The organism is Christensenella sp. MSJ-20 (genome assembly GCF_044357945.1).
In the GTDB taxonomy this organism is placed as follows: Bacteria; Bacillota; Clostridia; order Christensenellales; family QAND01; genus QAND01.
This window is the reverse complement of sequence record NZ_CP076563.1, coordinates 1,054,845-1,079,523: the sequence shown is the minus strand read 5'-3', so window position 1 is coordinate 1,079,523 and position 24,679 is coordinate 1,054,845. Positions and strand designations below refer to the sequence as shown.

The 24,679-nt window shown below is 58.5% G+C and carries 22 protein-coding genes; 18 read left to right on the top strand and 4 right to left on the bottom strand.

Annotated features, from left to right (window positions below):
- Nucleotides 1–60: 60 nt before the first annotated feature.
- The 9 genes from KP626_RS05505 to KP626_RS05465 all read left to right on the top strand — a co-directional run bounded on the left by KP626_RS05505 (nucleotide 61) and on the right by KP626_RS05465 (nucleotide 10,327).
- A complete protein-coding gene (locus KP626_RS05505) occupies nucleotides 61–999 on the top strand; it encodes a nucleoside hydrolase (protein WP_395975581.1) in 939 nt (312 codons plus the stop codon).
- A gap of 13 nt (nucleotides 1,000–1,012) precedes the next feature.
- The gene (locus tag KP626_RS05500; protein WP_395975579.1) at nucleotides 1,013–1,828 is read left to right on the top strand and encodes a transketolase; all 816 of its coding nucleotides are present in this window, start codon (nucleotides 1,013–1,015) and stop codon (nucleotides 1,826–1,828) included.
- Nucleotides 1,825–2,739, top strand: a complete 915-nt coding sequence (locus KP626_RS05495) for a transketolase family protein (RefSeq protein WP_395975577.1) — start codon at nucleotides 1,825–1,827, stop codon at nucleotides 2,737–2,739. The genes KP626_RS05500 and KP626_RS05495 overlap by 4 nt, the downstream gene beginning before the upstream one ends.
- The gene (locus KP626_RS05490; RefSeq protein WP_395975575.1) at nucleotides 2,736–4,151 is read left to right on the top strand and encodes a glycerol kinase; all 1,416 of its coding nucleotides are present in this window, start codon (nucleotides 2,736–2,738) and stop codon (nucleotides 4,149–4,151) included. Before KP626_RS05495 ends, KP626_RS05490 begins: the two co-directional genes overlap by 4 nt.
- 12 nt (nucleotides 4,152–4,163) lie before the next feature.
- Nucleotides 4,164–5,570 carry an L-fucose/L-arabinose isomerase family protein gene (locus KP626_RS05485; RefSeq protein WP_395975573.1) on the top strand — a complete coding sequence of 469 codons (1,407 nt, stop codon included), beginning with the start codon at nucleotides 4,164–4,166 and terminating at the stop codon, nucleotides 5,568–5,570.
- A gap of 57 nt (nucleotides 5,571–5,627) precedes the next feature.
- Entirely contained in the window at nucleotides 5,628–6,671 is a 1,044-nt protein-coding gene (locus KP626_RS05480; protein WP_395975571.1) for a LacI family DNA-binding transcriptional regulator, read from the top strand.
- 10 nt (nucleotides 6,672–6,681) lie between these two features.
- Entirely contained in the window at nucleotides 6,682–7,149 is a 468-nt protein-coding gene (locus KP626_RS05475; RefSeq protein ID WP_395975569.1) for a VOC family protein, read from the top strand.
- 178 nt (nucleotides 7,150–7,327) lie between these two features.
- Nucleotides 7,328–8,479, top strand: a complete 1,152-nt coding sequence (locus KP626_RS05470; protein ID WP_395975567.1) for an AbrB family transcriptional regulator — start codon at nucleotides 7,328–7,330, stop codon at nucleotides 8,477–8,479.
- A 171-nt stretch (nucleotides 8,480–8,650) separates the two neighbouring features.
- Nucleotides 8,651–10,327 carry a formate--tetrahydrofolate ligase gene (locus KP626_RS05465; protein WP_395975565.1) on the top strand — a complete coding sequence of 559 codons (1,677 nt, stop codon included), beginning with the start codon at nucleotides 8,651–8,653 and terminating at the stop codon, nucleotides 10,325–10,327.
- 111 nt (nucleotides 10,328–10,438) lie between these two features.
- On the opposite strand, the gene KP626_RS05460 is transcribed toward KP626_RS05465, so the two are convergent.
- Together KP626_RS05460 and KP626_RS05455 are read right to left on the bottom strand one after the other, a co-directional pair.
- Nucleotides 10,439–10,609 (bottom strand): DUF1540 domain-containing protein, encoded by a 171-nt coding sequence (locus tag KP626_RS05460; protein ID WP_395975563.1) that lies wholly within the window; start codon nucleotides 10,607–10,609, stop codon nucleotides 10,439–10,441.
- Nucleotides 10,610–10,801: 192 nt separating this feature from the next.
- Nucleotides 10,802–11,596 (bottom strand): DUF368 domain-containing protein, encoded by a 795-nt coding sequence (locus KP626_RS05455; RefSeq protein ID WP_395975561.1) that lies wholly within the window; start codon nucleotides 11,594–11,596, stop codon nucleotides 10,802–10,804.
- A gap of 312 nt (nucleotides 11,597–11,908) precedes the next feature.
- Here KP626_RS05455 and KP626_RS05450 point away from each other — a divergent pair, with 312 nt between their 5' ends.
- The 8 genes from KP626_RS05450 (at nucleotide 11,909) to larC (ending at nucleotide 19,619) form a co-directional block, all read left to right on the top strand.
- Nucleotides 11,909–13,411 (top strand): hypothetical protein, encoded by a 1,503-nt coding sequence (locus KP626_RS05450; RefSeq protein WP_395975559.1) that lies wholly within the window; start codon nucleotides 11,909–11,911, stop codon nucleotides 13,409–13,411.
- Between the two features lie 215 nt (nucleotides 13,412–13,626).
- Nucleotides 13,627–15,285 (top strand): G5 domain-containing protein, encoded by a 1,659-nt coding sequence (locus tag KP626_RS05445; protein WP_395975557.1) that lies wholly within the window; start codon nucleotides 13,627–13,629, stop codon nucleotides 15,283–15,285.
- Between the two features lie 60 nt (nucleotides 15,286–15,345).
- Nucleotides 15,346–16,203, top strand: coding sequence for a 16S rRNA (adenine(1518)-N(6)/adenine(1519)-N(6))-dimethyltransferase RsmA (gene rsmA / locus KP626_RS05440; protein ID WP_395975555.1), 858 nt, complete (start codon nucleotides 15,346–15,348; stop codon nucleotides 16,201–16,203).
- A 1-nt stretch (nucleotide 16,204) separates the two neighbouring features.
- On the top strand, nucleotides 16,205–16,588 hold the full coding sequence (locus KP626_RS05435) for a DUF2809 domain-containing protein (protein ID WP_395975553.1): 384 nt from the start codon (nucleotides 16,205–16,207) through the stop codon (nucleotides 16,586–16,588).
- 100 nt (nucleotides 16,589–16,688) lie between these two features.
- Complete coding sequence (gene larE / locus KP626_RS05430) at nucleotides 16,689–17,522, top strand: ATP-dependent sacrificial sulfur transferase LarE (RefSeq protein ID WP_395975551.1); 834 nt, start codon at nucleotides 16,689–16,691, stop codon at nucleotides 17,520–17,522.
- A 2-nt stretch (nucleotides 17,523–17,524) separates the two neighbouring features.
- Nucleotides 17,525–18,292 carry a nickel pincer cofactor biosynthesis protein LarB gene (gene larB, locus KP626_RS05425; protein ID WP_395975549.1) on the top strand — a complete coding sequence of 256 codons (768 nt, stop codon included), beginning with the start codon at nucleotides 17,525–17,527 and terminating at the stop codon, nucleotides 18,290–18,292.
- A gap of 11 nt (nucleotides 18,293–18,303) precedes the next feature.
- Complete coding sequence (locus KP626_RS05420; protein ID WP_395975547.1) at nucleotides 18,304–19,194, top strand: LarC family nickel insertion protein; 891 nt, start codon at nucleotides 18,304–18,306, stop codon at nucleotides 19,192–19,194.
- Entirely contained in the window at nucleotides 19,155–19,619 is a 465-nt protein-coding gene (gene larC / locus KP626_RS05415; RefSeq protein ID WP_395975544.1) for a nickel insertion protein, read from the top strand. The genes KP626_RS05420 and larC overlap by 40 nt, the downstream gene beginning before the upstream one ends.
- 202 nt (nucleotides 19,620–19,821) lie before the next feature.
- Here the strand turns inward: larC and KP626_RS05410 are convergent, their stop codons facing one another.
- Nucleotides 19,822–20,349: a GNAT family N-acetyltransferase gene (locus KP626_RS05410; RefSeq protein ID WP_395975542.1), complete on the bottom strand. Its 528-nt coding sequence runs from the start codon at nucleotides 20,347–20,349 to the stop codon at nucleotides 19,822–19,824.
- 283 nt (nucleotides 20,350–20,632) lie between these two features.
- On the opposite strand from KP626_RS05410, the gene KP626_RS05405 reads away from it, so the two are divergent.
- Nucleotides 20,633–22,000, top strand: a complete 1,368-nt coding sequence (locus KP626_RS05405; RefSeq protein ID WP_395975540.1) for a hypothetical protein — start codon at nucleotides 20,633–20,635, stop codon at nucleotides 21,998–22,000.
- A gap of 40 nt (nucleotides 22,001–22,040) precedes the next feature.
- Here KP626_RS05405 and KP626_RS05400 read toward each other — a convergent pair whose 3' ends face one another.
- Entirely contained in the window at nucleotides 22,041–24,644 is a 2,604-nt protein-coding gene (locus tag KP626_RS05400) for a penicillin-binding transpeptidase domain-containing protein (protein ID WP_395975538.1), read from the bottom strand.
- Between the last annotated feature and the right edge of the window lie 35 nt (nucleotides 24,645–24,679).

The window sequence follows — 24,679 nt, the reverse complement described above, 5'->3', positions numbered from 1 at the left end:
AAAAAGCCGGAAATGGAGCCGGCATGAGAAACCATGGCATAGAAAGGAGACTGGTATCAGATGAAAAAGGACTGTTTGAAGTTTACGGTATCCCCCAAGAAGCAATTTCGGGTGATCATCAACACCGACTGCAAGAACGAGGCCGACGACCAGTTTGTGGTGGCCCATCACCTTATGACCCCCAAGTTTGACGTGCGGGGTATCGTGGCCTGCCACTTTGAAACCAAGGGCAAGGAGTTTGGCGTGGGAAAAACCATGGAGGCCAGTTATGATGAGGTGCAGCTGGTGCTAAAGCTCATGGATCTGACGGGAGAATACCCTGTGCTTCGCGGCGCCGTGGGCCCCATGGCGGATGAATCCACCCCGGTGGACTCCGAAGGCGCCCGCTTCATCATTGAGGAGGCCATGCGGGAGGACGACCGGCCTCTGTTTGTGGCGTTCCAGGGCGCGTTGACGGATTTGGCCTCCGCCCTTTTGCTGGAACCCCGGATCGCCGACCGGATGACCGCCATCTGGATTGGCGGCGGCGCTTATCCCCAGGGGGGGGTGGAGTTTAACCTGAAGCAGGATATCCCTGCCGCCAATGTGGTGATGGCAAGCCGGGTGCCCCTGTGGCAGGTGCCCGCCAACGCCTATAAGCAGGTGACGGTAACCCTGAGCGAGCTTCAGGCCCGGGTGGCTCCCTGCGGGGATCTGGGAGCGTATCTGTTCCAGCAGATGGTGGATCTCAACGACAGAAAGGCCGACCGGCTGGATTGGCCCCATGGGGAGAGCTGGTGCTTGGGGGATCAGCCCACGGTCTCCCTTCTGCTGGATGACCAGAACAATACCTGCAATTATGATATCCTGCCCGCGCCCCGGGTGGCGCCGGACTGCAGCTACATTCCCCAGCCGGACGGACGGCCCATCCGGGTATACCATACCGTGGATGCCCGGATGACCCTGGAGGATTTTTACGCCAAGATGCATCTGTTTTTCCCGCCCAAGGGCAACTGCTAAGGAGGGGAACGTGATGGATCTTAAGCGGATTGCCAGCGAACGCAGGGCGGACGCGGTGACCATGATCGCCCGGGCGGGAACCGGCCATACCGGAGGCGCCATGAGCTGTCTTGACGTGCTGACCTGTCTGTACTACGATGTGATGAACCTGCGGCCGCACGAGCCGGATTGGCCTCAGCGGGACCGCTTTGTATTGAGCAAGGGCCACTGCGTGGAGGGCCTGTACGCCATCCTGTCGGATCTGGGCTTCTTCCCTCGGGAGGAGCTGTTGACCTTTTCCCAGGAGGGAAGCCGCCTCATTGGCCATCCCAACAACAAGGTGCCGGGCATTGAAATCTGTTCCGGCGCCCTGGGTCATGGACTGTCGGTAGGGGTGGGCATGGCCCTGGGGGCCAAGCGAACCGGCCAGAGCTACCGCACCTATGTGGTGATGGGGGACGGCGAACAGGCAGAGGGAAGCCTCTGGGAGGCCGCTATGGCGGGAGCCAACTATGGCCTGGACCGGCTCTATGCCATCGTGGACCGGAACGGGCTCCAGATCTCCGGCAGTACCGAAACCGTCATGGCCTTGGAGGATCTGGCGGCCAAATGGGAGGCCTTTGGCTGGGATGTGGCCCAGGTGGACGGCAACGATATGGACGCCCTATTGGCGTATTTCCATGGAGCGCGCCCGGAGGGGAAGCCCCATCTTTTGATTGCCAACACCATCAAGGGAAAGGGGCTGCCCTACGCCGAGAACAAAGCCGAGTGGCACCACAAGGTGCCCACGGAGGAACAGGTAAAAGAGGCCTATGAGGCGCTGCATGTGACGGAGGTGGACTGGGCATGAGTGAAAAACATCTGGTGAGAAAGGCATTTACCGATATCCTTTTGGCTTTGGCCAAGGAGGATAGCCGCCTCATCGCCCTGGCCACCGACAGCCGGGGCAGCGTGACCCTGGGGGACTACGCACTGGAGCTGCCGGAGCAGTTTGTGGAATGCGGCATTGCCGAGCAGAACGCCGTGGGCATCGCTGCAGGCCTTGCAAACGCCGGGCTGCACCCCTTTGTTTGCTCTCCCGCTTGCTTCCTTGCTGCCCGGTCGGCGGAACAGGTGAAGGTGGACGTGGGCTATTCCCACACCAACGTGAAGCTTATGGGGGTATCCGGCGGCGTCAGCTACGGAGCCTTGGGCACCACCCACCATTCCACCCAGGACATCGCCTGGATGCGGACGGTTCCCAATCTCCAGGTGATCCTCCCCGCCGACGCCAATCAGATGACGGTGTTGACCCGAGCCTTGGCGGAGAGCGCAGAGCCCGCCTATGTGCGCATGGGCCGGGGGGCTGTGCCGGACGTGTATGGGGAAAATCCCGCTTTTGAGATTGGAAAGGCCAACCGGCTGCGGAGCGGCAAGGGCTGCGCCATCATCGCCTGCGGGGAGATGGTGTATCCCGCGCTTTTGGCCGCCGAAGCCCTTGGGGTGGCCATGTACGACATGCATACCATTAAGCCCCTGGACGTGGAGGCCGTGCTGGAGGCGGCCGGCTATGGCCGGGTGCTGACGGTGGAGGAGCATGTGACCGCCGGCGGCCTGGGCTCCGCCGTGGCCGAGGTATTGTGCCAGCGCCGTCCGGTGCCCATGCGGATCATGGGGTTGCCGGTGGACGCCCTTTACAATGGTTCGGGGGATGAGGTGAAGGCCCACTACGGCCTGACCCAGGCGGGCATTGAAGCCGCCGCTCGGGAGCTGATGGCATGAAGGGGCGGTATATCATCTCGGTGGATCAAAGCACCTCGGCCTCCAAGGTCCTTTTGATCGATGAGGAGGGAAACATCCTGCGCCGAGCCTCCCGGAACCATCATCAGAGCTTTCCCCAGCCGGGCTGGGCGGAGCACGACGGCCAGGAGATCCTGGCCAATGTGCTGCTCTGCGTGGAGCAGGTGATGGAGGGGATTGGGCCGGACCAGGCGGCGGCCCTGGCCATCAGCAACCAGCGGGAGACCACGGTGCTATGGGACCGGAAAACCGGTCAGCCCGTCTGTCCCGTCATCGTTTGGCAGGATATCCGCTCCCAGGCGCTGTGTGACAGTTTAAAGATCCAGTCCAAGCGGGTCAAGGAGATCACCGGGCTGGCCCTGTCCCCCTATTATTCCGCCGCGAAAGCGGCCCATGCCATCCGGCAGTATGACTTGGTCCAGGAGGACATCTGTGTGGGTACCGTGGACAGCTTTCTCATCTGGCATCTATCGGGGGGAAAGGTGTTTGCCACCGATACCACCAACGCTGCCCGCACCCAGTTGATGAGCCTTTCCACCCTTGATTGGGATGACTCCATGCTGGATTTGTTTGGCATCCGCCGCGAGACCTTGGCGGAAGCCATTTACCCCTCGGATCATATCTTTTGCCATTGGAGGGGGATCCCCGTTACCGGGGTCATGGGGGACAGCCACGCCGCCCTTTACGGCAACGGATGCCATAGGGTGGGGGAGGCCAAAGCCACCTATGGCACCGGTTCCTCGGTGATGCAGAACATCGGAAACAGCCCGGTGTTTGCCCCCGGGCTGTCCACCTGCGTGGGTTTTCACAACAAGGATGGCGTTCATTACGCCCTGGAGGGAAATGTTACCTGCTCGGCGGATACGCTGATCTTCCTCTGTGAATTGGGCATGTTTACCGATCCGGACGAGATTGAGCGCCTAGCGAATACCGTCCATGACAGCGGCGGCGTACAGTTGATTCCCGCCTTTTCTGGATTGGGGGCGCCCTATTTTAACAGCGATGCAAAAGGGCTTCTCTGGGGTCTTAGCAGGGGAACCACCCGGGCCCAGGTGGCCTATGCCGCCCTTTCCTCCATCGCCCAGCAGAATGCTGATATCCTGGCCAGCATGCCGCCGGTGACGCTGCTGCACGCTGACGGGGGAGCCAGCCGCAACGCTCTATTGATGCAGATGCAGGCGGATCTGTTGGGGTGTCCCATCCAGTGCGCCGCCACCAACGAGCTATCCGCCCTGGGAGCGGCCTACATGGCGGGGATTGCCACGGGGGTATATCCCTCCTTTGCCGCCATCCCCCGTCCTCTGGGCCCCCGCTATACTCCGTCCATCAAACCATCCCAGCGCCTGAGCCTACGGTCGGATTGGAAAGCCGCCGTAGAAAAGGCCATCCAATAGGAGGTAACGATTATGTCTACATTTGGTGTATTGATTTCGAACCGCTCCTTTTTTCCGGATCACCTGGTACTGACCGCCCGGGAAAAGCTGCTCCGCTGCCTTGACGACATGGGCCATCGGGTGATTACCCTCTCCACCGAGGATACCTTTATGGGCCAGACCATGACCCGGGAGGAGGCCAAAAAGTGCGCGGCGCTGTTCCGCAGCCACGGGGAGGAGCTGGACGGCATTCTCGTCTGTCTGCCCAACTTTGGGGAGGAGACCGCCATCGCCGACGCCATCGCCGACAGCGGCCTAAATATCCCGGTGCTGGTTCAAGCCTGCAACGATGATTTCGATAAGCTCCAGCTGGAGAACCGGCGGGACGCCTTTTGCGGGAAGCTGTCCTGCTGCAACAACCTCTACCAGCGGGGCATCAAATACTCCCTGACTGCCCGGCATACCACTGACATCGGCAGCCCGGAGTTCCAGGCGGACATCCAGTGGTTCTCCCGGGTGTGCGCCGTGGTGAAGGCCCTGCGCCACGCCCGGATCGCCCAGATCGGCGCCCGGGTCATGCCCTTCCGCACCGTGCGCTATTCCGAAAAACTGCTCCAGCGGAGCGGCATCACCGTGGAGACCGAGGATTTCTCTGAGATTCTGGCGGATATCGAGGCCATCAACGATGAGGCTGCTGTCCAGAAAAAGGTGGAGGAGATTCGCGCCTACGCGGATGTGATCCCCGGCATCGGAGAGGAGAAGCTCATCCGCCAGGCCAAGCTCTGCATGGCCATCGAAAGCTGGATGGAGGATCACGAATGCCAGGCCAGCGCCATCCAGTGCTGGGACAGCGTAGAGGCCAACTACGGCTGCGCCATGTGCCTATGCATGTCCATGATGGGGCAAAAGGGCCTGCCCTCCGCCTGCGAGACCGATGTGGTGGGCGCTGTGTCCATGCTGGCCCTGCGCCACGCCTCGGGGGGCGGATATCCCTTGTATCAGGACTGGAACAACAACTATCAGGACCAGCAGGATAAATGCATCAACGTCCATTGCAGCAACTACCCGGCTGCGGTATTTGCGGAAAAGCCCCAGATGGGGAACCTGGATATCCTGGCCACTACCTTGGGGACCGACGTATCCTTCGGCGCTCTGAAGGGCCGGGTGCGCCCCAGCCGGATGACCTATTTGAAAGCCTCCACCGACGAGTTTACCGGCAGAATCAAATGCTATCTGGGGGAGGGGGAATTTACCGACGATCCCCTGGATACCTTCGGCGGGGTGGCGGTGTGCCATGTGCCGGAGCTCAATGGCTTGATGCGGCATCTGGCGAAGAACGGCTATGAGCATCATGTGGCCCTGGTTCAGGACGGCTGTGCCGATGTGCTGGAGGAGGCGCTGGGCAACTATATGGGCTGGGATGTATACCGGCATTCCTAAGGGGAAGAATTCAGGGAAATCGCTCTACTGTTGGGAATCCAGAGGAGGTGCGTTGCGGTGAAAAAGGTTCGGATAGCGGATATTGCGAAACGGGCGGGGGTTTCCCCGGCCACCGTCAGCAACGCCCTCAACGGCCGGGAGGGGGTCAGCAGGGAAATCAGCCAGCGGGTGCGGCAGTTGGCGGAGGAGATGGGCTATGCCCCCGACGCCAGGCGGGAGGGGAGAAAGCCCTATATACGGCTGGTGATCTTCAAGTGCCATGGCCTGGTGGTAATGGATACCCAGTTTTTTGCCGAGCTGATCCAGGGCATTGAGCGCGGATGCCGGGAGGAGCAGGTGGAGCTTCTGGTCACCAACGTCCACCGGGGAGAGGATCCCGACTACCGGGCCCGGGTGCAGAGCATCTGTAAAGAGGCCTGCGCCGGGGTTCTCTTGCTGGGAACCGAGATGTCCCCCGAGGATCTGGCGCTGTTCCGGGACTGCCGGTCCCCTCTTTTGGTGGTGGATAATCTGTTCCAGGATCAGCCGGTCCACTCCATCGTCATGAATAACTTTGACGCGGGCCGCCTGGCCACCCAGGCCCTGATCCGGGCGGGCCATACCCGCATCGGACACATCACCAGCCGGATTTCCTTCGGCAACACCGACGACCGGGAGCGGGGATACCGGGCGGCAATGGAGGCCCAGGGGCTCTGCTGTCCTCCCCAGGGGCTTTTGCGGGTGACCCCAACCTTGGAGGGCGCCTATGGGGATATGCGGTCCATTTTAGAGGAAAACCGGCCCTTGCCCACCGCTTTCTTTGCGGCCAACGATATTATGGCTATGGGATGCCTACGGGCCCTGGCGGAGCGGGGCATCCGGGTGCCGGAGGATGTGTCCCTCATCGGCATGGATGATCTTTCCCTTTGCCAGGTGAGCAGCCCGCCTCTTACCACCGTCCATGTGTATCGGGAGGAGATGGGCCGGGCAGCGGTACAAATGCTGCTACACACCGTGGCCACGGCCGGCTTCTGCTGGCTGAAAAGCCAGATCAGCGTATCCCTGGTTGAGCGGGACAGCGTTAAAAGGCGCCTGCCGGACGGCAGAGGAGCCGAGCCGTGAGGAGGGGCCTATGAGGTATCGCAATCCATTATTGGTGGTAAGGGATTTGGAGCGATCCAAAGCGTTTTACCGGAAGGTGCTGGGCCTGCGGGTGGTGGCGGATTTTGGCGCCAACGTCACCTTGACAGGAGGCGTGTGCCTTCAGACGCTGGAATCCTGGGCTGGTTTTATTGGAAAGGCCCCGGAGGCTGTAACCTTTGGCAGCCTTTCCGGGGAGCTGTACTTTGAAGAGGATGATTTTGACGGTTTTCAGCAGCGGCTGGCATCCATGCCAGAGGTGGAGTACCTGCATTCCAGCAAGGAGCATCCATGGGGCCAGCGGGCTGTGCGGGTCTTTGATCCGGACCGGCACGTCATCGAGATTGGGGAAAATATGAAAGCCGTATGCCGCCGGTTTCTTGCAGAAGGCATGACGGTGGAACAGACGGCGGCTCGGATGGACGTGCCGGAAAAATTCATCCGGGCCTGGATTAGGTAGCAAAAAGAGCACCCCAGAGGGGTGTTCTTTTCGTGTGGTTTGCTGGGCTGGGAAGCACGCTTTTCATGGATTGGAAAAAACAACGGATTTTTTCCAGCCCCTGGTCATAGACGGGGATGCGTGGTAAACTGGAACCATTCGTGGCATCGGCGACGGGCCAAATGGGAGTGTGTGTTGTGTGGATTGGGTGATACAGCTTCTGCTGACCCTGCTTGTGGGGGCGGTAGGGGCATTTATTGGTTTCAAGATCAAAATGCCGGCAGGATGCATGGTGGGCTCCATGTTTACGGTGATCCTTTTGAACGTGTTTACGGGCTACACCTGTTTTCCCGATGAACTTCGGACGGTCATGCAGATGTTCTCGGGGGCGGTCATCGGCCTGGGGGTCCATAAGGAGGACGTAAAGGCTCTCCGTACCATCGGCGGGCCGGTGGTGATCCTGCTGGTATGCATGATGATCCTCAACGTCGGCTTTGGCGCGGCCATCTACTCCGTTAGCGATTTGGATATCATCACCTCCCTGTTTGCCAGCGCGCCCGGCGGCATGACCGATATGGCCATCATCGCGGGGGATTTGGGGGCAAACCCCAGCTACGTGGTGATCCTTCAGCTATCCCGGTTGATTTTGACCCTGGCCATTCTTCCTCCCATCTTTGGGAAAATCGTAGCCCGGAAGCGGAAAAAGCAGGGCCTGGTTACCAGCCAGGAGCGGATGGAGGCCATGGAACTCGATTTGGCGGAGGCTACCCTTGACGGCGCCCTTGACGAGGTGTCCATTGAGGAGCGGGGGGAGAAAGCCGTTCCGGCGCCCATAAAGCCGTCCGCCAGGGAGCTGATGCCCCGGTGGGCCATCACCACCCTGGGCGCGGTGGGGGGAGGCACCCTGTTGTATCTGGTGGGCATGCCGGCGGGAGCCATCCTGGGCGGGATGGCCATCACGGTGCTGCTCAACGTCACCTGGGGAAGGTGTGCCATGCCGTCCAAAACCCGTCATGTAACCCAGACCCTTTCGGGGGCCTACATCGGCACGACTCTGACGGCGGAATATGTCCGGACCCTTCCGCAGCTGATCTTTCCGGTGCTGATCATGCTGGTCGGCGTATTTGTGTGGTGTTTCCTGGTGGGTTTTATCATCCACAAGCTGACCAAGCTGGAATTTGAGACCTGCATGCTGGCCTGCGCCCCCGGCGGAGTACAGGATATGTGCCTATTGGCCGACGAGCTGGGCCTGGAGACCAGCAAGATCGCTGTGATGCAGACCGCCCGGATCGTGGGCTGCATCGCCCTGTTCCCCAGCCTGTTATCCGTGGTTTCCACCTGGTTTGTATAAGCGGTATGGTTTTTTTGATACGGTTTTAAGGGAAAAGCCCGCAATGCGGGCTTTTTTGATTTCCATAAACGGGGTTTTCTTCCGGAACGGACAACGAAATGCCGGCGGGGGATTGTGAAGGGATTGGGATTTGCGCTATACTAAAACAACAGACAAAGGAGGATGGGGTTTATGAAAAGCGATATTGAAATTGCTCAAAGCGCTACGCTGCTGCCCATGGAGGAAATCGCCCGGAAGGCGGGCATCCTGCCTCAGGAGATGCTGCCCTATGGCCGTGGAATGGCCAAGGTGGAATATACCGAAATTGAGAGGCGGCTAGCCACGAAAAAGCCCGGCAGGCTGATCCTTGTAACGGCCATCACTCCTACTCCGGCCGGAGAGGGAAAAACCACCACTTCCATCGGCCTGGGGGATGGGCTATCCCTTTTGGGCAAGAACGTGATGATCGCCCTGCGGGAGCCCTCTTTGGGTCCGGTATTTGGGGTAAAGGGCGGCGCTGCGGGAGGCGGCATGAGCCAAGTGCTGCCCATGGAGGAGCTTAACCTCCACTTTACCGGGGATATTCACGCCATTACCGCGGCCAACAATCTGCTGGCCGCTATGCTGGACAACCATATCTACCAGGGAAATGCCCTTGGGATCGATCCCCAGCGCATCACCTGGAAGCGCTGCATGGATATGAACGACAGGCAGCTGCGCCACATCACGTCGGGGCAGGGCAGGAGAACCGATGGGGTGGAGCATGAGGACGGGTTTGACATCACCGCCGCCAGCGAGGTGATGGCGGTATTGTGCCTTGCCAGCGATCTGGACGATCTAAAGCGCCGCCTGGGCAACATCATCGTGGCTTATAATCAGAAAGGGGAGCCCGTCCGGGCTCGGGACCTGAACGCCCAGGGAGCCATGGCCGCCCTTTTGAAGGAGGCCATGAAGCCCAATTTGGTTCAGACCATCGGGCATACTCCCGTTTTGATCCACGGCGGGCCCTTCGCCAATATCGCTCATGGCTGTAACAGCGTGGTGGCGACGCAGACGGCCCGTCTGCTGGGGGATTATACCGTAACGGAAGCGGGTTTTGGCGCTGATCTGGGCGCGGAGAAGTTTTTGGACATCAAATGCCGGAAGGCCGGCATTTGGCCCGATGCCGTGGTGCTGGTGGCAACTATCCGGGCGCTGAAGTTCCACGGCGGCCTGGAGATGGCGGAATTGGGAGAGGAGAACCTGGACGCCCTGGGGCGGGGATTGGAGAATCTCGGCAAGCATCTGGAGAATCTGCGGGAGCGGTTCCAGCTGCCCTGTGTGGTTGCCGTCAACCGGTTTGCGGCCGATACCCAAGCCGAGATCCAGAAGGTTATGGAGTATTGTGAGAAAAAGGGCGCTCAAGCCGTTCTTTCGGAGTGCTGGGAGAAGGGAGGAGAGGGCGCCCTGGATTTGGCCCGCGCCGTGGTGGAGCTGTGCGAAACGGGCGATGGCGTCCCCCATTATACCTATCCCGATGATCTGCCTCTTATGGAGAAGATCCAGGCGGTGGCTACACGAATCTATGGAGCGGATGATGTGGAATTCTCCGACGCTGCCCGCAGTCAGCTGGCGGAACTGACCCGGTTGGGTATGGGGGATTGGCCGGTGTGCATCGCGAAAACCCAAATGTCCCTTTCGGATGACGCAAAGCTTCGGGGACGGCCCCAGGGCTTTACCGTTAAAGTGCGCAGCGCCAAAGCCTCCGCCGGCGCGGAATTCATCGTGGTGCTGGCCGGAGCCATCATGACCATGCCCGGCCTGCCCAAGGTTCCTGCGGCGGAGGGCATTGACATCGACCGAAACGGCAGCATTTCCGGCTTGTTCTAAACGGATATCAAAAAAGAAGAAGGACCGTCCACAAGGAGGAAGAAACGGTGCGCCTCCTTGGACGGTCCTTTTTTCTTCATAGGCCGGAACGGCCCGGGGTCATGGGACTACCTAGCGCCGTTTATAGGACGCGCACATGCTCTCGTCCTCGGGTTTGCCGCTATCCTTGCCCCAGCAGGCGCAGACCTGGATGCTATCCAGTCCGCACACGCAGGCGTCCTCGTTAAAACGGCAGCTATCCACGCTGCATTCAATGGTTTGCTTGTTGCTCTTGTGAAACAATACACCGCACCTCCACACTGGAATTACACTATCAGTATGGGCGGATTGAGGCGTCATTATTTAGCCAATGGATGGGATGAAAGGCGATGGCTGGCACCCAAGTTATTTGGGACAAAGCAGGGATAATAAAGAAAAATAACTGGAAAATATTGCATTTTATTGCGGCGCGAGGGTAGGCGATGCCGCCGTGCGTTACTCCGTTCCCTGGGGCAGCCTGGAGAGGCCATATCCCAAGGCCAGACCCAATAGCAGGCATAGGACGGTTACTGGCATTTGAGCCCAGGGAACGGGGGACAGCACCGCCGCCATACTGCCCAGGGAGAACCCTAGGATGATGGCGTAGGAGGCTGCCGGTCTCCGCTCCAGGAGGCGATCCACCACCCGGATCAGGATGGCTGCGCCCAGGACGAAGCCCAGGGCAAGGGGCAATACCGTTTGGAGCACCAGATGGGAGATCCCATGGATCACCGCGGGATAGACGCCGAAATAGATCAGCAGAAAGGAGGAGCTGATTCCAGGAACGATGGTGCCTAGAGCAAGAATCAGCCCGCAGAACACCATGGAAAGGAATCCCGCATCCAGCTGAAGAACGCTTCCTCCCACGCGGCTTAAAAGAAATACCGCTCCAAAGGCAAGCAGGCCCAATAGGCCGTGGAAGGGCCGGGGGCGCGCGGATTTTATTACCCGCCAAAGCTGCGGGAGCCCGCCCAGCACCAGTCCCGCAAAGGCGTAAAGGGTGTAGCTGGGATGTCGTTCCATCAGGGTCTCAAGGCCCAGTCCCAAAAGGGGCAGGGAGACGAGAGCGCCCAGCCCTAAAGGCAATAGGAAGACAAGGTTTTGCCGGATGCGGCGGAACCGCATCAGCTCTCCCAGCGCTTGCAAGATCTCCCGATACAGGCCGAATGCCACCATCATCACGCCGGCGCTGACCCCCGGCGCGATGGCGGCCATCCCCAATACCAGTCCGCATAAAAACCGTTTTGCCATAGTCCCTCCAGAATTAGTATGCCGCACGGGAGGAGAACCATCCCAATGCAGCAGGGTATTTTGGTTTTTTGTCGCGATGTGTTATGATGGAGCGGCATAAAAATCCTGTGTCACCTACGAGAGGAAACAATGAAAAAAAGCGTAAAAATTGGAATTTTTGTCGGAGTCCTGCTCCTTTGGGCGGCGGTATTTCTCTATGTGACTACACCGGCCATCCACTTTAAAAATGTATTTTTTATGGGCTGGTTGGCCTTGACTGCCGCCGGTGCTTACATATTATATGTAGCGCTGTTTTTTCGCAATAAGGGGCCTATGTTTTATCGGTCCCAAGAGGGGCCCATGGGCGTTCATACCATGGTATTCAACAAGGATGCCTTTCCCTCTTTGAAGCCGCTGAAGATCATCGGCATTTTGGTGGTTGTCTACTTCCTGGCATCGGTCTTGAGCAGCGCCGTGATCCTGCGTTCCAAGGCATATGCCAGCCAGATGTCCATCAACGAGCTGCCCATAGAGGAGTTTGGCCAGATGGTGAGCCCGGAGTCCGTGGGCAGCAGCACCCTGCCCATCATCGACGAGGACATTGCCCGACGGAAGGCGGAGGCTCGGCTGGGCACCTATGGCTCCCAGTATACCATATCCGATAGCTTTACCCTGATTCACTACAACGACAATGGTACGGAGCGATTGGTGCGGGTGGCGCCCTTAGAGTACAGCGGCTTTTTTGTGGGGCTGAATCGGTACTATAAGGGAAGCGTTGGCTACGTGATGGTGGACGTGGTAACCGAGGAGGCCACCTTGGTGGAGGTGGAGGGCGGGATGCCCTATCTGGAAACCGCCCTTTTTAACAAGAACCTGAAACGGCATATTTGGTTCCAGCATCCCTTTTCCATGGTGACGGATTACTCTTTTGAGATTGACGACAATGGCCATCCCTATTGGGTGGCGACCTATTTTGACTACGGCGTGGGGCTATCGGGAGGGCCGGATCCCAAGGGGGTTATCCTATGCGACGCGGTGACGGGGGAAACACAAAAATATCCCATGGCAGAGGTTCCCGAATGGGTGGACCGGGTGGTGCCGGTGGAGATGGCCTATGAGCAGGCCAACAATGCCTTTACCTATAAAAATGGTTGGTTCAACGCCCACTTTGGAGCGAAGGTCAACGTTTTCAATCTTTCTCAGCAGTATAATTTTCTGTCCTTGGACGGCCGGACCTATATGTATTCCGGCGTGACCTCTCCCAACGACGCCGACGAGACCTCGGTTGGCTTTATCATGACCGATTTGCGGACCAAGGATACCAGCTACTTCCGTATGCAGGGGGTCACCGAGGCTCGGGCCATGGACATCGCCCGGAACCACCAGACGGTGAAAGCCCAGAACCTTACCCCGACCGACCCGCTACTCATCAACATCGAAGGGGTGCCCACCTATTTTCTCACCCTTAAAAATGGGTACCAGCGGCAATGGTATGTGCTGGTACGGGTATCGGATGGAACCCTTGCCATGAACATGGACTTGAAAGCCGCCAAAACGGAGTACATTTCCCTGTTGAGCAGCACCGGCAACCTTTCCTCTGAGGAAATGCGGGAAGCCAATGGAACGGTGCTGCGGCTTTTGCACAATGGGGATAACGTGGAGTTTTTATTGCAGGAGAACCCCGCTAAGATGTATATCGCCCCTCTTTCCATGGGCATTCAGGTGAAATTTATGCAGGAGGGAGACGCCGTTACGGTGCGGTATCTGGAATCTGGAGATGGAACGGGGCTGGTGCGGGAGCTGGTAAACCATAGCATAGGAGAAGTAGCCCCATAGGAACAGAACCCAATTTTTGAAAGGGAAAAATTGGCGAAAAAGCAGATATTGTGTCCTGCTTACGCGCATTTTGGAAGATATATGGTTCCATCCCGTTGTAACCGCTTTTAACCGGCATAATGGAAAAAGCAGGGAGGGTGTTGCGGTTTGACACCCCATTTGAAAGTGGCTATAATAAAATCCCCTTATTGGGGGCTCTTAGAAGGATGTGAACCATGAACGCAGCAAAACGGCTAAAAAAGCATAGAGTGGATATTACTGTGGATAAAAATGCAATCTACAGCAATCTGTTCTACGGCTATGAAGCGCCATCCAATTCCGGCATGCAGCGGATGCGGTCCGGAGTGCGGCGAATCCTTGGGGGGATTGGCCGGATGGCTGTTTTGCCCTTTGTTTGGCTGGGCCGCGCGGCGCTGTTCTTTGTGCTGCCCCAGAATCCCAAGAAGGTTGCGGACGATAACCTGATGGCGGAAACCAAGGTGCCCTATTACCGTCCCCCCATGAAGCTGAAGCCCGACGCGGCCGTCACCATGGAGCCCGACGTGTATCTGGACGCTGTGCCCGAGCCGGAGGTACAGAAAAAGCAGAAAAAGAAAAGGGTTAAGGCGCAGAAGCTGGAGATGGGCCCGGCGCCTCAGGTAGCCGTGGTGGACGTTCCCTTGGCGGAGCTGGCTCCTCTGCTGGAGACCGGCGACGCTATGCCTGCCGGCGCTGCCGTAGCCCATATGGAGCTGGCGGGTGTGCCGGGATCGGTGGACTATGTGCCGCCTATGCCGACCCTAAAGAAGTCCAAGAAGAGGCGGGCCCCGGAAGGGCCTGGCTTGGAGGACATGCCGGTATACGAGGCGCCCCAGGCCAAGACCCGACGGAATTGGGCCAGACGGTTTTCCATCGCCGCGGCGGTACTCTGTGTGCTGGGCGGGGCGGGCTATGGCGGCTGGTATTATTTTGAGGGCCGCTATTGCGTGCTGACCGTTTATGACGATGGCAAACCCATCGAGGTACGGTCCGCTTTGAAGACCGTAGGCGAGGTTTTGGATGAAAACGGCCTTTCTTTGAACTACCGTGACCGCATCGATTGCGGTACCGCGGCCAGCGTTGCCGAGGGCATGGACATTCATATCACCCGGGCCAAGGACGTTACCATCCTGGCTGGGGGCAAGGAAGTGCCCATCAAGATTGCCGAGGGCACCGTGGAGGACGCGCTCATCTATGCCAGCGTTGCCTATAAGCCGGGGGACGAGATCTCCCCGTCGCTGGACAGCGAGATCCAGGAGGGGATGTCCATCCAGGTGGTGGACGTCCAGGTGGAGTATCTGACCGAGACCGCGGCCGTTGCCTTCGAAACGGTATATCAGGATACCGACTCCCTGCGCAAAGGGGTTACCAAAGTATCCCAGCAGGGCCAGGATGGCGTCCGTACCATCCAAACCCGGTTGACCTATAAGGACGGCCAGGTTGCCAGCAGCGAGGTGGTGTCCGACGAGATCACCACTCAGCCGGTGAACAAGGTGATTCTCCGGGGGACCAAGGTAATCAACACCTCCGGCACCTATATATCCGGGTATACCGCTCCTACCGACGATATGATCGCCCGGCGGGTGACTCTGGACCGGGTGACGGCCTACACCCATACCGGAAACCGGACCGCTACTGGCAAGTGGTCCAAGGTTGGCATGTGCGCCGTGGATACCAGCATGTTCCCCTATGGAACCAAGCTCTTCATCCCGGGATATGGCTATGCCGTGGCCGAGGATACCGGCGGATTTGTGGAATGGGGCGGAAGCCAGATCGATTTGTTTATGAACAGCGAATCGGAATGCAGGCGCTGGGGCGTGAAACGGGGCGTTACCGTTTATGTCATCAGCGAATAGCGAACGAATCCCAGCGCCCGAAGGGAATCCCCTCGGGCGCTGTCGGTTTATGGAGGAACCATGGAACGGATTGCTTACGACGGCGCCAACCGCGGTCAGCTGCGAGAGGCTCTAGCGGCGTTTGGCCTGGCGCCCAATAAAGGACTGGGCCAGAATTTTTTGTGCGACGGCAACGCATGCGACGCCATCGTGGCGCTGGCGGGGGATCTTTCCCAGAAGAGCGTCTTGGAGATCGGGCCGGGGGCGGGCGCCCTTACAAGCCGGCTCTGCGCTGCGGCCCGGCGGGTTACGGCAGTGGAGATCGACGACGGGCTGTACCGTCTGCTCCAGGCCCGGCTGGGAAAAACGGAAAATCTGACCCTGATCCATGGGGATGGGTTAAAGGCGGATCTCCAGGCTTTGGTGGGAGAAGGGCCTGCCGCGGTGGTGGCGAACCTGCCGTACTACATCACCACGCCGCTGATCATGCGGTGCCTGAGGGAGCTGCCCCAGGCGGATACCCTGGTGTTAATGATGCAGCGGGAGGTGGCCAACCGCCTGACCGCCGCGTCGGGAAAGGAGTACGGATCCATCTCCATCGCGGTAACCTATTACGCGTCCATGGAAAAGGGGATGACCTTGCCGCCGGATTGTTTTTATCCCGCTCCCAAGGTGGACTCCTCGGTGGTGGTCATGCGGCGGCGGCCCTATCCCATCCAGCCCCGGGACGAAGAATTGTTTTTTCGCCTGATCCGGGGAGCCTTTGCCATGCGGCGCAAGACCATTTTGAACAACCTTTCCGCCCTATTCCCCAAGGAGACGGCTGTGGCGGCGCTGGAAGCATGCGGTATTCCCGCAAACGCGCGGGGAGAACAGATTGCCATGGATGCGTTTATCCGGTTGTCCGACGAGCTAGGCCGGCAGATGGAGAACCAGTAGCATGGCGTCGCGTTGGAAATATCTGATGTTGGCTTTGGCGCTGCTGGCTTTGGAGGGGATCATCGCTCTGTATGTCCATGATAGGCTGATTCGCCCTTATCTGGGGGATGTGCTGGCGGTTTGGGCGGTGTATTGCCTGGTCCGGACGGTATGGCCAGAGGGTATCCGGCTGCTGCCCCTCTATGTGTTTTTGTTTGCGGCTGTAGTGGAAGGATCCCAATACTTTCATCTAGCGGCGGTTTTGGGGGCGGATCGGATGCCGTTTTTGGGAGTGTTGCTGGGGGGGACCTTTGACTGGGCGGATCTGGTCTGCTACGGGGTTGGCTGTCTTTTGTTATGGATGTGGCAGAAAAGGGGGTTGGAGCGCCATTGCCAGGGCCTTTGAAAATGGACGGGGACCGCTGATTGAAAAGCGTTGGAAGGAAATGCTATAATGGTCAAGCTGACCTTTATAGTATTTTTTTGTTGAGAGGGGGGAGGGCCCCATGACGGAGAGGAAGGACCCAATATTACAGGGATACCGGGAGCTGGTGGATTATATCCGTGGACTGGGGAAGGCCGCCGTGGCCTTTTCCGGCGGGGTGGACAGCACTTTTTTGCTAAAGGCGGCGGTGGATGCCCTGGGGGATGACGCCCTTGCCATCACCATTGCAACCCCTGTTCAGCCTCAATGGGAGCTGGATTTGGCGGGGGAAATGGCTCGGGAGATGGGCGCTCGGTGGCAGGTGGTCCGGGCCGATGTGCTGGCCCTGCCCGCCTTTGTGGAGAATGGCCCTCAGCGGTGCTATCATTGTAAGAAATTCCTGTTTTCCAAGGTGCTGGAGCTGGCTTGTAGCCAGGGAATCGAGATCCTTCTGGACGGCAGCAATGTGGATGATCTGGGGGATTACCGGCCGGGCGCGCAGGCTGCTCGAGAGCTGGGGGTGCGCAGCCCTCTGCGGGATCTGGGCTTCGATAAAAAGCGCATCCGGGAAGCATCCCGGGCGCTGGGACTGAAAACCCATGATTTGCCCTCCTTTGCCTGCCTTGCCAGTCGGATCCCCTATGGAACGGAAATCACCGAAGCGGATCTGCGGCTGGTAGAACAGGGGGAGGCCTATTTGCGGGAGCGGGGCTTTCGGCAGAACCGAGTGCGCCACTATGGGGATACCGCCCGCATCGAGGTGGAACCAGATCGAATTTCTGATTTGGCGGCCATGGCCCGGGAGGCGGACGCCTTTTTCCGGGGGTTGGGCTATCGATATGTTTGTATGGATCTGCATGGCTTTGCCACCGGCAGCATGAATGCCGCCATCGGCGAGGACGGAAAGGGGGAATAGCCTTGGATCAGGAGCGCACGCTGGAGCTATTGCGGGGAGTGCGGGACGGAAGCGTTTCCATGGAGGAGGCACTGTTTCAACTCCGCCAGGAGCCTTTTGAAGATCTGGGATATGCCAAGGTGGATCACCACCGGGGGCTTCGTCAGGGGGCTGGAGAGGTGATCTATGGCGCGGGAAAGACCGTGGAGCAGATCGTGGGAATCACCCGGAATATCCTGCAGCGGGACGGGAGCAATATCCTGGTTACCCGGGTAGGACGGGAGGTATATGACGCCCTTGTGGCGCTCGATCCTACGGCGGTGTTCCACGAAATGGCTCGCATCGTGGTAGCGCGGCCACAGGAACGGCCTTTGAATCCCGGCTATGTGGCCGTGGTGACGGGAGGGACCTCCGATATGCCGGTGGCCGAGGAAGCGGCGGTAACCGCCGAAACCCTGGGCAACCGGGTGGAGCGGATTTACGATGTGGGAGTGGCCGGCATCCACCGGCTGCTGGCCCAGCGGGAGAGGCTGATGGGAGCCAATGTGCTAGTGGTTGCCGCCGGTATGGAGGGCGCTCTGCCCAGCGCGGTGGGAGGCCTGGTGGACCGGCCCGTCATCGCGGTGCCCACCTCGGTGGGATACGGCGCTAACTTTGGCGGGATGGCGGCCCTTTTGGCCATGCTCAACAGCTGCGCCAGCGGGGTCAGCGTGGTGAATATCGACAACGGCTTTGGGGCGGGCTATCTGGCCGCCATGATCAACCGGCCGGGGCACCAGCCCCAGCGATAGGAGGGAATACCATGAGAGTTTTATATCTGGACCTATTTTCCGGCATCAGCGGGGACATGACTATGGGCGCTCTTTTGGACGCCGGCGCCACGGAGTCTGCACTCCGTGAGGGATTGTCCAGCTTGGGCATCGACGATGAATTTGAACTGGTGGTGCAGAAAAAAAACAAGGCGGGCATCGCTGGCACCGATGTGGATGTGGTGATAAAGGAGCTTTCCCCCGATCTGCTCCACGAAAAGCAGCATGCTCTGGGGCTGGAGCACCATCATGGCCATGAACACGACCATGGGGAGGAGCACCATCACCATGACCACGAGCACCCCCATGACCACCACCATGGAGCGGGACATCACCACCACCATGGCAACGGTTTGCGCCGGAATATTGTACACATTGTGGATTTGATCCAAAGAAGCGGTCTTTCCGAGGCGGTAAAAGCCGACAGCATCGCCGTATTCCGGCGGCTGGCCCAGGCGGAGGCTGCCGTTCACGGTACCTCTCCCGAGGAGGTGCATTTTCACGAGGTGGGCGCGGTGGACGCCATTGTGGACATTGTGGGGAGCTGTATCCTGTTTCATGACTTGGCTCCGGACCATATCGCCGCTTCGCCCGTCCATGTGGGCAGCGGCCGGGTGAAGATTGAGCATGGGGTGGTGCCGGTTCCCGCGCCCGCTACTCTACGGCTGCTGGCTGGAATCCCCATCTATGGCGGGGACGTAAAGGGGGAACTGGTAACTCCCACCGGCGCCGCGCTTTTAGGACACTTTGCCCAAGAGTTTGGCCCTATGCCCGCTATGCGTCCTCTGGCGGTGGGCTATGGCCACGGCAAGAAGGATTTTGGAGGGCCTAACAGCCTGCGGGTATGTCTGGGGGAATCGGAGGACGAAAAAAAAAAGAACTGATCCATCTTCTTGAGGCCAACATCGACGATATGCCGGGAGAGCGCTTTGGCTATGTGATGGAGGGACTTTTTCGTCTGGGGGCGCTGGATGTATACTATGTGCCCATCACCATGAAAAAAAACCGTCCCGGGGTGGTGCTTTCCGTCCTATGCCGTCCCGGCGAAGAGGAAGCGCTGACGAAATATCTCCTGCGGGAGACCACCACCTGGGGGGTGCGCCGAGCGGTCTATGGCCGCACCGCCCTCGTTACCCAGAAGCGTCGGGTGGATACGCCCTATGGTCCCGTGGAGGTTAAGTTTGCCCGGGTGGGGGGATGGATCAAGGCGGCGCCGGAGTATGAGGATTGCCGCGCCCTTGCCCAGCAACGGGGGGTGCCGCTGGACGCGGTATACCGCGCGGCCATGAGGGCCTTTTCAGAGGAATAGGGAAGGGAGCCATGGGGAGCCGATGTCATCGGATTGAGCAATTTAGCACATCGCAAAAAGCGCCCACCCCGCTTGGAATGGGGTGGGCGCTTTTTGCTGCGGGATCGGCTGGTATTTTGCGGGATACCGCGTTCTATATCTTGAACAATCGTGGGCAAATCTGCTCAGGAAATGGACGTCCCTAAATTTGTTTGCGGTTCTATCAAAATGCATTTTTCATAACGTTATTGTTTAAATACTGGACAAAGGCATCGAAGGTATCCTGTGAAATCCGTTTTGGACTGGTCATGAGAATTAAACGGTGCCCTTCATTTTCCTTGTGGTATGGTGGGTGTATGTGGGCGAAGAGATTTTCTGTGAAACCACATCTTTCGTAAAAGCCTTTTCTACGCTTAGAAATGTCATCGTCTGGAGGATCGATCTCAAGGATCAATGTTTTGTTCTGTTCCCTCAAAAGCGCTAAGGTTTTCTGTCCATATTGTTTGTTTCGCATATCCGGAAGAATGCAGAAATGTTCAATATAAATGAACCGGTCATTTTCCCAATACAGAATCAAGCCGACAAAGATATCTTCATCGTATATTGCGTTGAAGTGATATTCGTCATCTTGTAAGATCTGCGTCTGAGAACTTGCCTCTCGCTGTTCATGATCGGGAGAACTGATGCGATATAGCTTTATCCCCTCATGGTAGGTGGAGTCTGATACATCCGTAATACGTTTGAAAAACATTTCCATTCTTCCTTAATTGATGGTTATCCTTTTGAGCAACATTATATTATCGTTTTGCTTAAGTTGAAAGGGATAAACAAAAGGTGAACTACCTGTAAAGCTCCGCTTTTTTGCTCCGTTGGGCGAAGTGGAGATATTTTAAAATAACGGTTCTGGAATGCGAAAACGGCCTTTTGTGCAAAAATACGGCAATCGGGACAGGATGCCAAGCTTGGCTCTTTTTCTTATGGAATATGTATACCCTGGGTTCAGGGGCGCATATCCATGGAGGAGGAGGTGCTGGATGATGGCGGTTGTGAGACGGAATATCCTGCTGCGTGGGATACGGGGAGGAAGAGCCTCGGGAAGGATTGGGATTCAGTATCGGGGAAAGGAAGCGGCGGTAAGCGCCCAGATCCGGGGGATTTTGGCGGGAGAGCTTTTGCTGTTGGAAAACGGACATTTTTTTCACGTTCCCCTGGAGCCGGCCGCAGGGGGACTATCCGCCGATACAGGGATTACGGGTTTGGATCAGGGGCGCATCCTAGCTGCGGTGGTGGATCAGGAGGGGCGCGTCCTTTTGGCTGGGGAGTCGGGTGGAAGACCTGAGGATTGGACCAGTCTGGAATACCGAATTATGGGATATATCGCAAAACGGAATCGAGAACGGAAGGAGGCCGACGCCATACCCGAAGACATGCCGGCGGCGGAGAGGGGGGACATGGAGCCCAAAGCCAGTTTAGAGGCTTTTGGGCAGGGCGAAGAAGCCGAACCGGAGGAAGCAGAGGAGGCCGTGGTTGCGGAAGAGGCCGCAGCGGAATCCGGCCAGGTTGTGGATTGGCAACTACCGGAGCCCAATGACGGGCCGACAGAGCCTGCCGTGAGTACCGTGGCCGAGACGGTGTCGGAGGAGCTGGAATTTCATCCAGATCACAAAGCTGTTTTGACGGCTCCGGAGCCGGAAGAGGCCACTGCGGATGCGGCGGGGCAAGAGACGCAATCGGAGCAGGAGACGGCTTCCGCGTTGTTTGAGGAGGAGAAGCCGGGGGAGGAAACGTCATGGGAAGCGGATGGCTTTATGGAGGAGGCCATGGCGCAGGCCGCCCAGACGGAAGAGGAGGATATGACCATCTTTGTCATCGGCACTGACGGCAGGGACCAGGAGATCCGGGTATCCAAGAGCGCCATGGCAGAGGAACTGCGCAATTTGGAGGAGAGCTATCTTGAGGAGGAAGTTCTGGGGGAGCCGCAACCCGAATACCAGGAGGACCGGGCCTTAGAGGAGAAGATTGGCGCCCCTCAGGGGGAAAGCCCTCTTTTTGGGGAGCCCGAAACGGGATGGGAATCCATAGCGGAAGAGACGGTGTCCGTGCCCAAGGAGCGCCCCTGGCGCTATGCGCCTACACCCGTCCGGGAAGCCCATGTGGCGCCCCCTGAGCTGTCGGGAATGGAGGACTGGGACTGGGACCGAGTCAACTATGACGAAAGCGGCGGCTTCTATTATTATCTGGGCACCTTCCGGGAAGCCGATGGCCGTGTCACCGGCCGGGCAGTGGCGGTTCCTAGCTTTGGCAATCCCGCGGCGCCGCCCCATTTGAAGGGATTTACCCGCAAGGGTCAGTGCTGGGTGCTGGCCCAGGACAACGACACCGGGAGACCGCTTCGGATTTAGTGGAAATGGGCCCGGCGCTGCGCCGGGCCCTTGTTGCACGCTATTCCCGATGGTTTGCTGGGGTTTCGCCGAGACCGAAATACTGTTCAAAAATCGTTCGAACCACGGGGATACAGGTGTTGCCTCCGCCGCTTTGGGCGATCATCACCGCCACGGCGATCTGAGGATCCTCCGCCGGGGCATAGGCGATAAACCAACCATAGTTGTCCTTCCCATCCGCTTCGGCGGTACCGGTTTTAGCGGCAACCCCGATGGGCAGGCCAGCAAATGCCCCCGCTGCCGTACCGCCGCTCTGCACCACCCGCTGCATCCCCTGGGAGATGGCGGCATAGGTGCTGTCCGATAAAAAGGGTTGGGACAGAATCCGTTTTTGCTGCTCCTGGCCGTCTATGGATTTGATCAGGGTGGGGGCGTACCGGAGTCCTTTTTTGCTGAGGGCCGCCGTGGCGTTTGCCATCTGAAGGACGGAGAAGCTGTTTTCCCCCTGACCGATTGCAAGGGACAATACCTGGCTTTCCCGATACCGGTGGTTGTTGACGTACTCATATAGGGTTTCAACTGTGCGCGCCTCCAATCCCAGGGGATGGAGAAGCCTTTTTGCGTTGGAGAGGGTGGGGGTATCCACCATCTCACGGCCGATTTCCCTCGCGTCCGATTCCTCCACTCCTAGAGACATCAGCTTTTGCTTCATGATGTTGGCCAGGTAAGCGCTGGTATAGGCCTCGCCGCCCACGATTCCAGCGGCGTCATAGAGGCATTCCACCCCGGTGCTGGTCCCAAATCCAAATTTTTTGACGTATTCTCCAAGGGCGTTGCTGCCCAAACGGACCGCGGCATCATAGAAATAGTAGTTGCAGGAATGGGCCAGGGCATCGGATACGGTTTCATATCCATGGGTGCCGGCGTTTTGATTGTATAGCCAGCATCCGGGCGCCTGGGTGGTGGAAAACCCGGTATACCGGCCCCGATCCAAGATGGTGGTGCTGGGGGTTACGATGCCGTTTTCCAAAAGGGCCGCCGCCACAAAGGGCTTGTAGGTGCTGCCCGGGGGGAAGATGGAGGCGGTGGCTACATTGACCATGGGCCGCGCTAGAGTGGGGTCGGGATCGCTTTCGCCGTCCTCATCCAGGTATTGAGGGCTCAGCTGCGCCCAGACCTCTTCACTGATGGCGCTGGAAAATACGTTGGGGTCATAGCCTGGCTCCGAAACCATGCAGAGGATTTCGCCGGAATTGACGTCCACGGCCACGGCAGCTCCCACCTGGGCTTTGGGATATCCGGTTTCCCGGAGCTGGGCCATGGTCTGGGACAGGCTTTCCTGAGCGGCTTTCTGCAGGTTGAGATCGATGGTCAGCACCACGTCCTTGCCATCCTGGGGCGGGGTGCTGGACAGGGTTTGGGTGTTGCGGCCCAGGCTATCCACCATGATGGCGTTTTCCCCGGGTATGGCGTGGAGGACATCCTCTAAAATCCGCTCCAATCCGTCCCGACCCACGGTGTCGGTGGGGCGGTAGCCTTTGGCCATCATTTCCTCCTCCAGGGCGGCGGTGATCCGGCCGGTATAGCCCAAAACCTGGGAGAGCAGATTGCCCTCTGGGTATTCTCGAATGGAGGACTGGGATACCGCGATGCCCGGCAGGGACAGGGCGTTTTCCTCTAGAACGGCGCAGATGTTGTAGTCCAGGGTTTTCGCGATGGGGAGGGGATTGTACCGCTTGTAATAGTTGCCCGAGGCCGCATACCGGATGGCCAGAAGGTCCAACAGATAGGGGGTCCCGTTGTAGGCCTCCGCCCGATACTTGGCCATTAGGGTATCCGCCACCTGTTGGGCGGAGGCATCGGCGGGCAGGGATAAAAAGGATTTGAGCCGTTTGATGGAGGCGGTATGCCACTGGGGACTCTCTGGTCCGCTCATGGGGATGGCGTTTTGATAGGGAGGTGCTCCCAGGGTGTTTTCACAGCCATCGATAAAGGATAAAAGAACGTCCGCCTGGATGGAGGATCCCAGGGAGAGGGAGGCGGATGTGCCGTTCACCTGGACCTGGATACCAGCTTTTTGGCAGAGATCCATAAGCTGATGAAGGGAGTGGTCGCTGAGATTGCGGTAGGCATCTCCCCCCTCCTGGCTGCCCAGGATCAGGGAGAGGCAGCCATATGCCTGCCGAGGGGGAAGGGCGCCAACGCCGTACCGGGCGTAGAGAAGGGAAAGCGCTTCCTCTGGGGAGGCGGAGGAGGGGAGCTCCTGTTCCGTAAGGTATTGATCGATTTCATCACAGCGGTAGATCATGGCATCGCCGTCGTAGGCGATGGGGAGCTCGCATAGATAGGTGACGTCCGAATAGCGGCCGAGAATGCTGAGCGCGCCGTAAATTGAACGATTGACGGTATCGCCGTCTTGATCGTATGCGTATAGATCGATGGTATAGCTGGGTTTGTTTTGGGCCAATACCTTGCCATTGCGGTCTAGGATCCGGCCCCGGTTGCCGTCCACCGGGATGTTGCGGACTAGGGCGCTTTGCGCCATGGCAAGGTAGCTCTCATGCTGGAATACTTGGGTACTGACCACCGTGAGCGCCAGGCTGAGGAACAGGACGCCAAAGACCAAAAGCAGCCTGCGGGAACCGTAGAAGATTCGATTTTTCACAGAGCACCACCCCTTTTTGAACTGTATTCAGTATG

Coding starts and splice junctions, on each gene's coding strand:
- KP626_RS05505 (WP_395975581.1), top strand. CDS start 61: ATGAAAAAGGACTGTTTGAAGTTTACGGTATCCCCCAAGAAGCAATTT.
- KP626_RS05500 (WP_395975579.1), top strand. CDS start 1,013: ATGGATCTTAAGCGGATTGCCAGCGAACGCAGGGCGGACGCGGTGACC.
- KP626_RS05495 (WP_395975577.1), top strand. CDS start 1,825: ATGAGTGAAAAACATCTGGTGAGAAAGGCATTTACCGATATCCTTTTG.
- KP626_RS05490 (WP_395975575.1), top strand. CDS start 2,736: ATGAAGGGGCGGTATATCATCTCGGTGGATCAAAGCACCTCGGCCTCC.
- KP626_RS05485 (WP_395975573.1), top strand. CDS start 4,164: ATGTCTACATTTGGTGTATTGATTTCGAACCGCTCCTTTTTTCCGGAT.
- KP626_RS05475 (WP_395975569.1), top strand. CDS start 6,682: ATGAGGTATCGCAATCCATTATTGGTGGTAAGGGATTTGGAGCGATCC.
- KP626_RS05465 (WP_395975565.1), top strand. CDS start 8,651: ATGAAAAGCGATATTGAAATTGCTCAAAGCGCTACGCTGCTGCCCATG.
- KP626_RS05455 (WP_395975561.1), bottom strand. CDS start 11,596: ATGGCAAAACGGTTTTTATGCGGACTGGTATTGGGGATGGCCGCCATC.
- KP626_RS05450 (WP_395975559.1), top strand. CDS start 11,909: ATGTTTTATCGGTCCCAAGAGGGGCCCATGGGCGTTCATACCATGGTA.
- KP626_RS05445 (WP_395975557.1), top strand. CDS start 13,627: ATGAACGCAGCAAAACGGCTAAAAAAGCATAGAGTGGATATTACTGTG.
- rsmA (WP_395975555.1), top strand. CDS start 15,346: ATGGAACGGATTGCTTACGACGGCGCCAACCGCGGTCAGCTGCGAGAG.
- KP626_RS05435 (WP_395975553.1), top strand. CDS start 16,205: ATGGCGTCGCGTTGGAAATATCTGATGTTGGCTTTGGCGCTGCTGGCT.
- larE (WP_395975551.1), top strand. CDS start 16,689: ATGACGGAGAGGAAGGACCCAATATTACAGGGATACCGGGAGCTGGTG.
- KP626_RS05420 (WP_395975547.1), top strand. CDS start 18,304: ATGAGAGTTTTATATCTGGACCTATTTTCCGGCATCAGCGGGGACATG.
- larC (WP_395975544.1), top strand. CDS start 19,155: ATGTCTGGGGGAATCGGAGGACGAAAAAAAAAAGAACTGATCCATCTT.
- KP626_RS05410 (WP_395975542.1), bottom strand. CDS start 20,349: ATGTTTTTCAAACGTATTACGGATGTATCAGACTCCACCTACCATGAG.
- KP626_RS05405 (WP_395975540.1), top strand. CDS start 20,633: ATGATGGCGGTTGTGAGACGGAATATCCTGCTGCGTGGGATACGGGGA.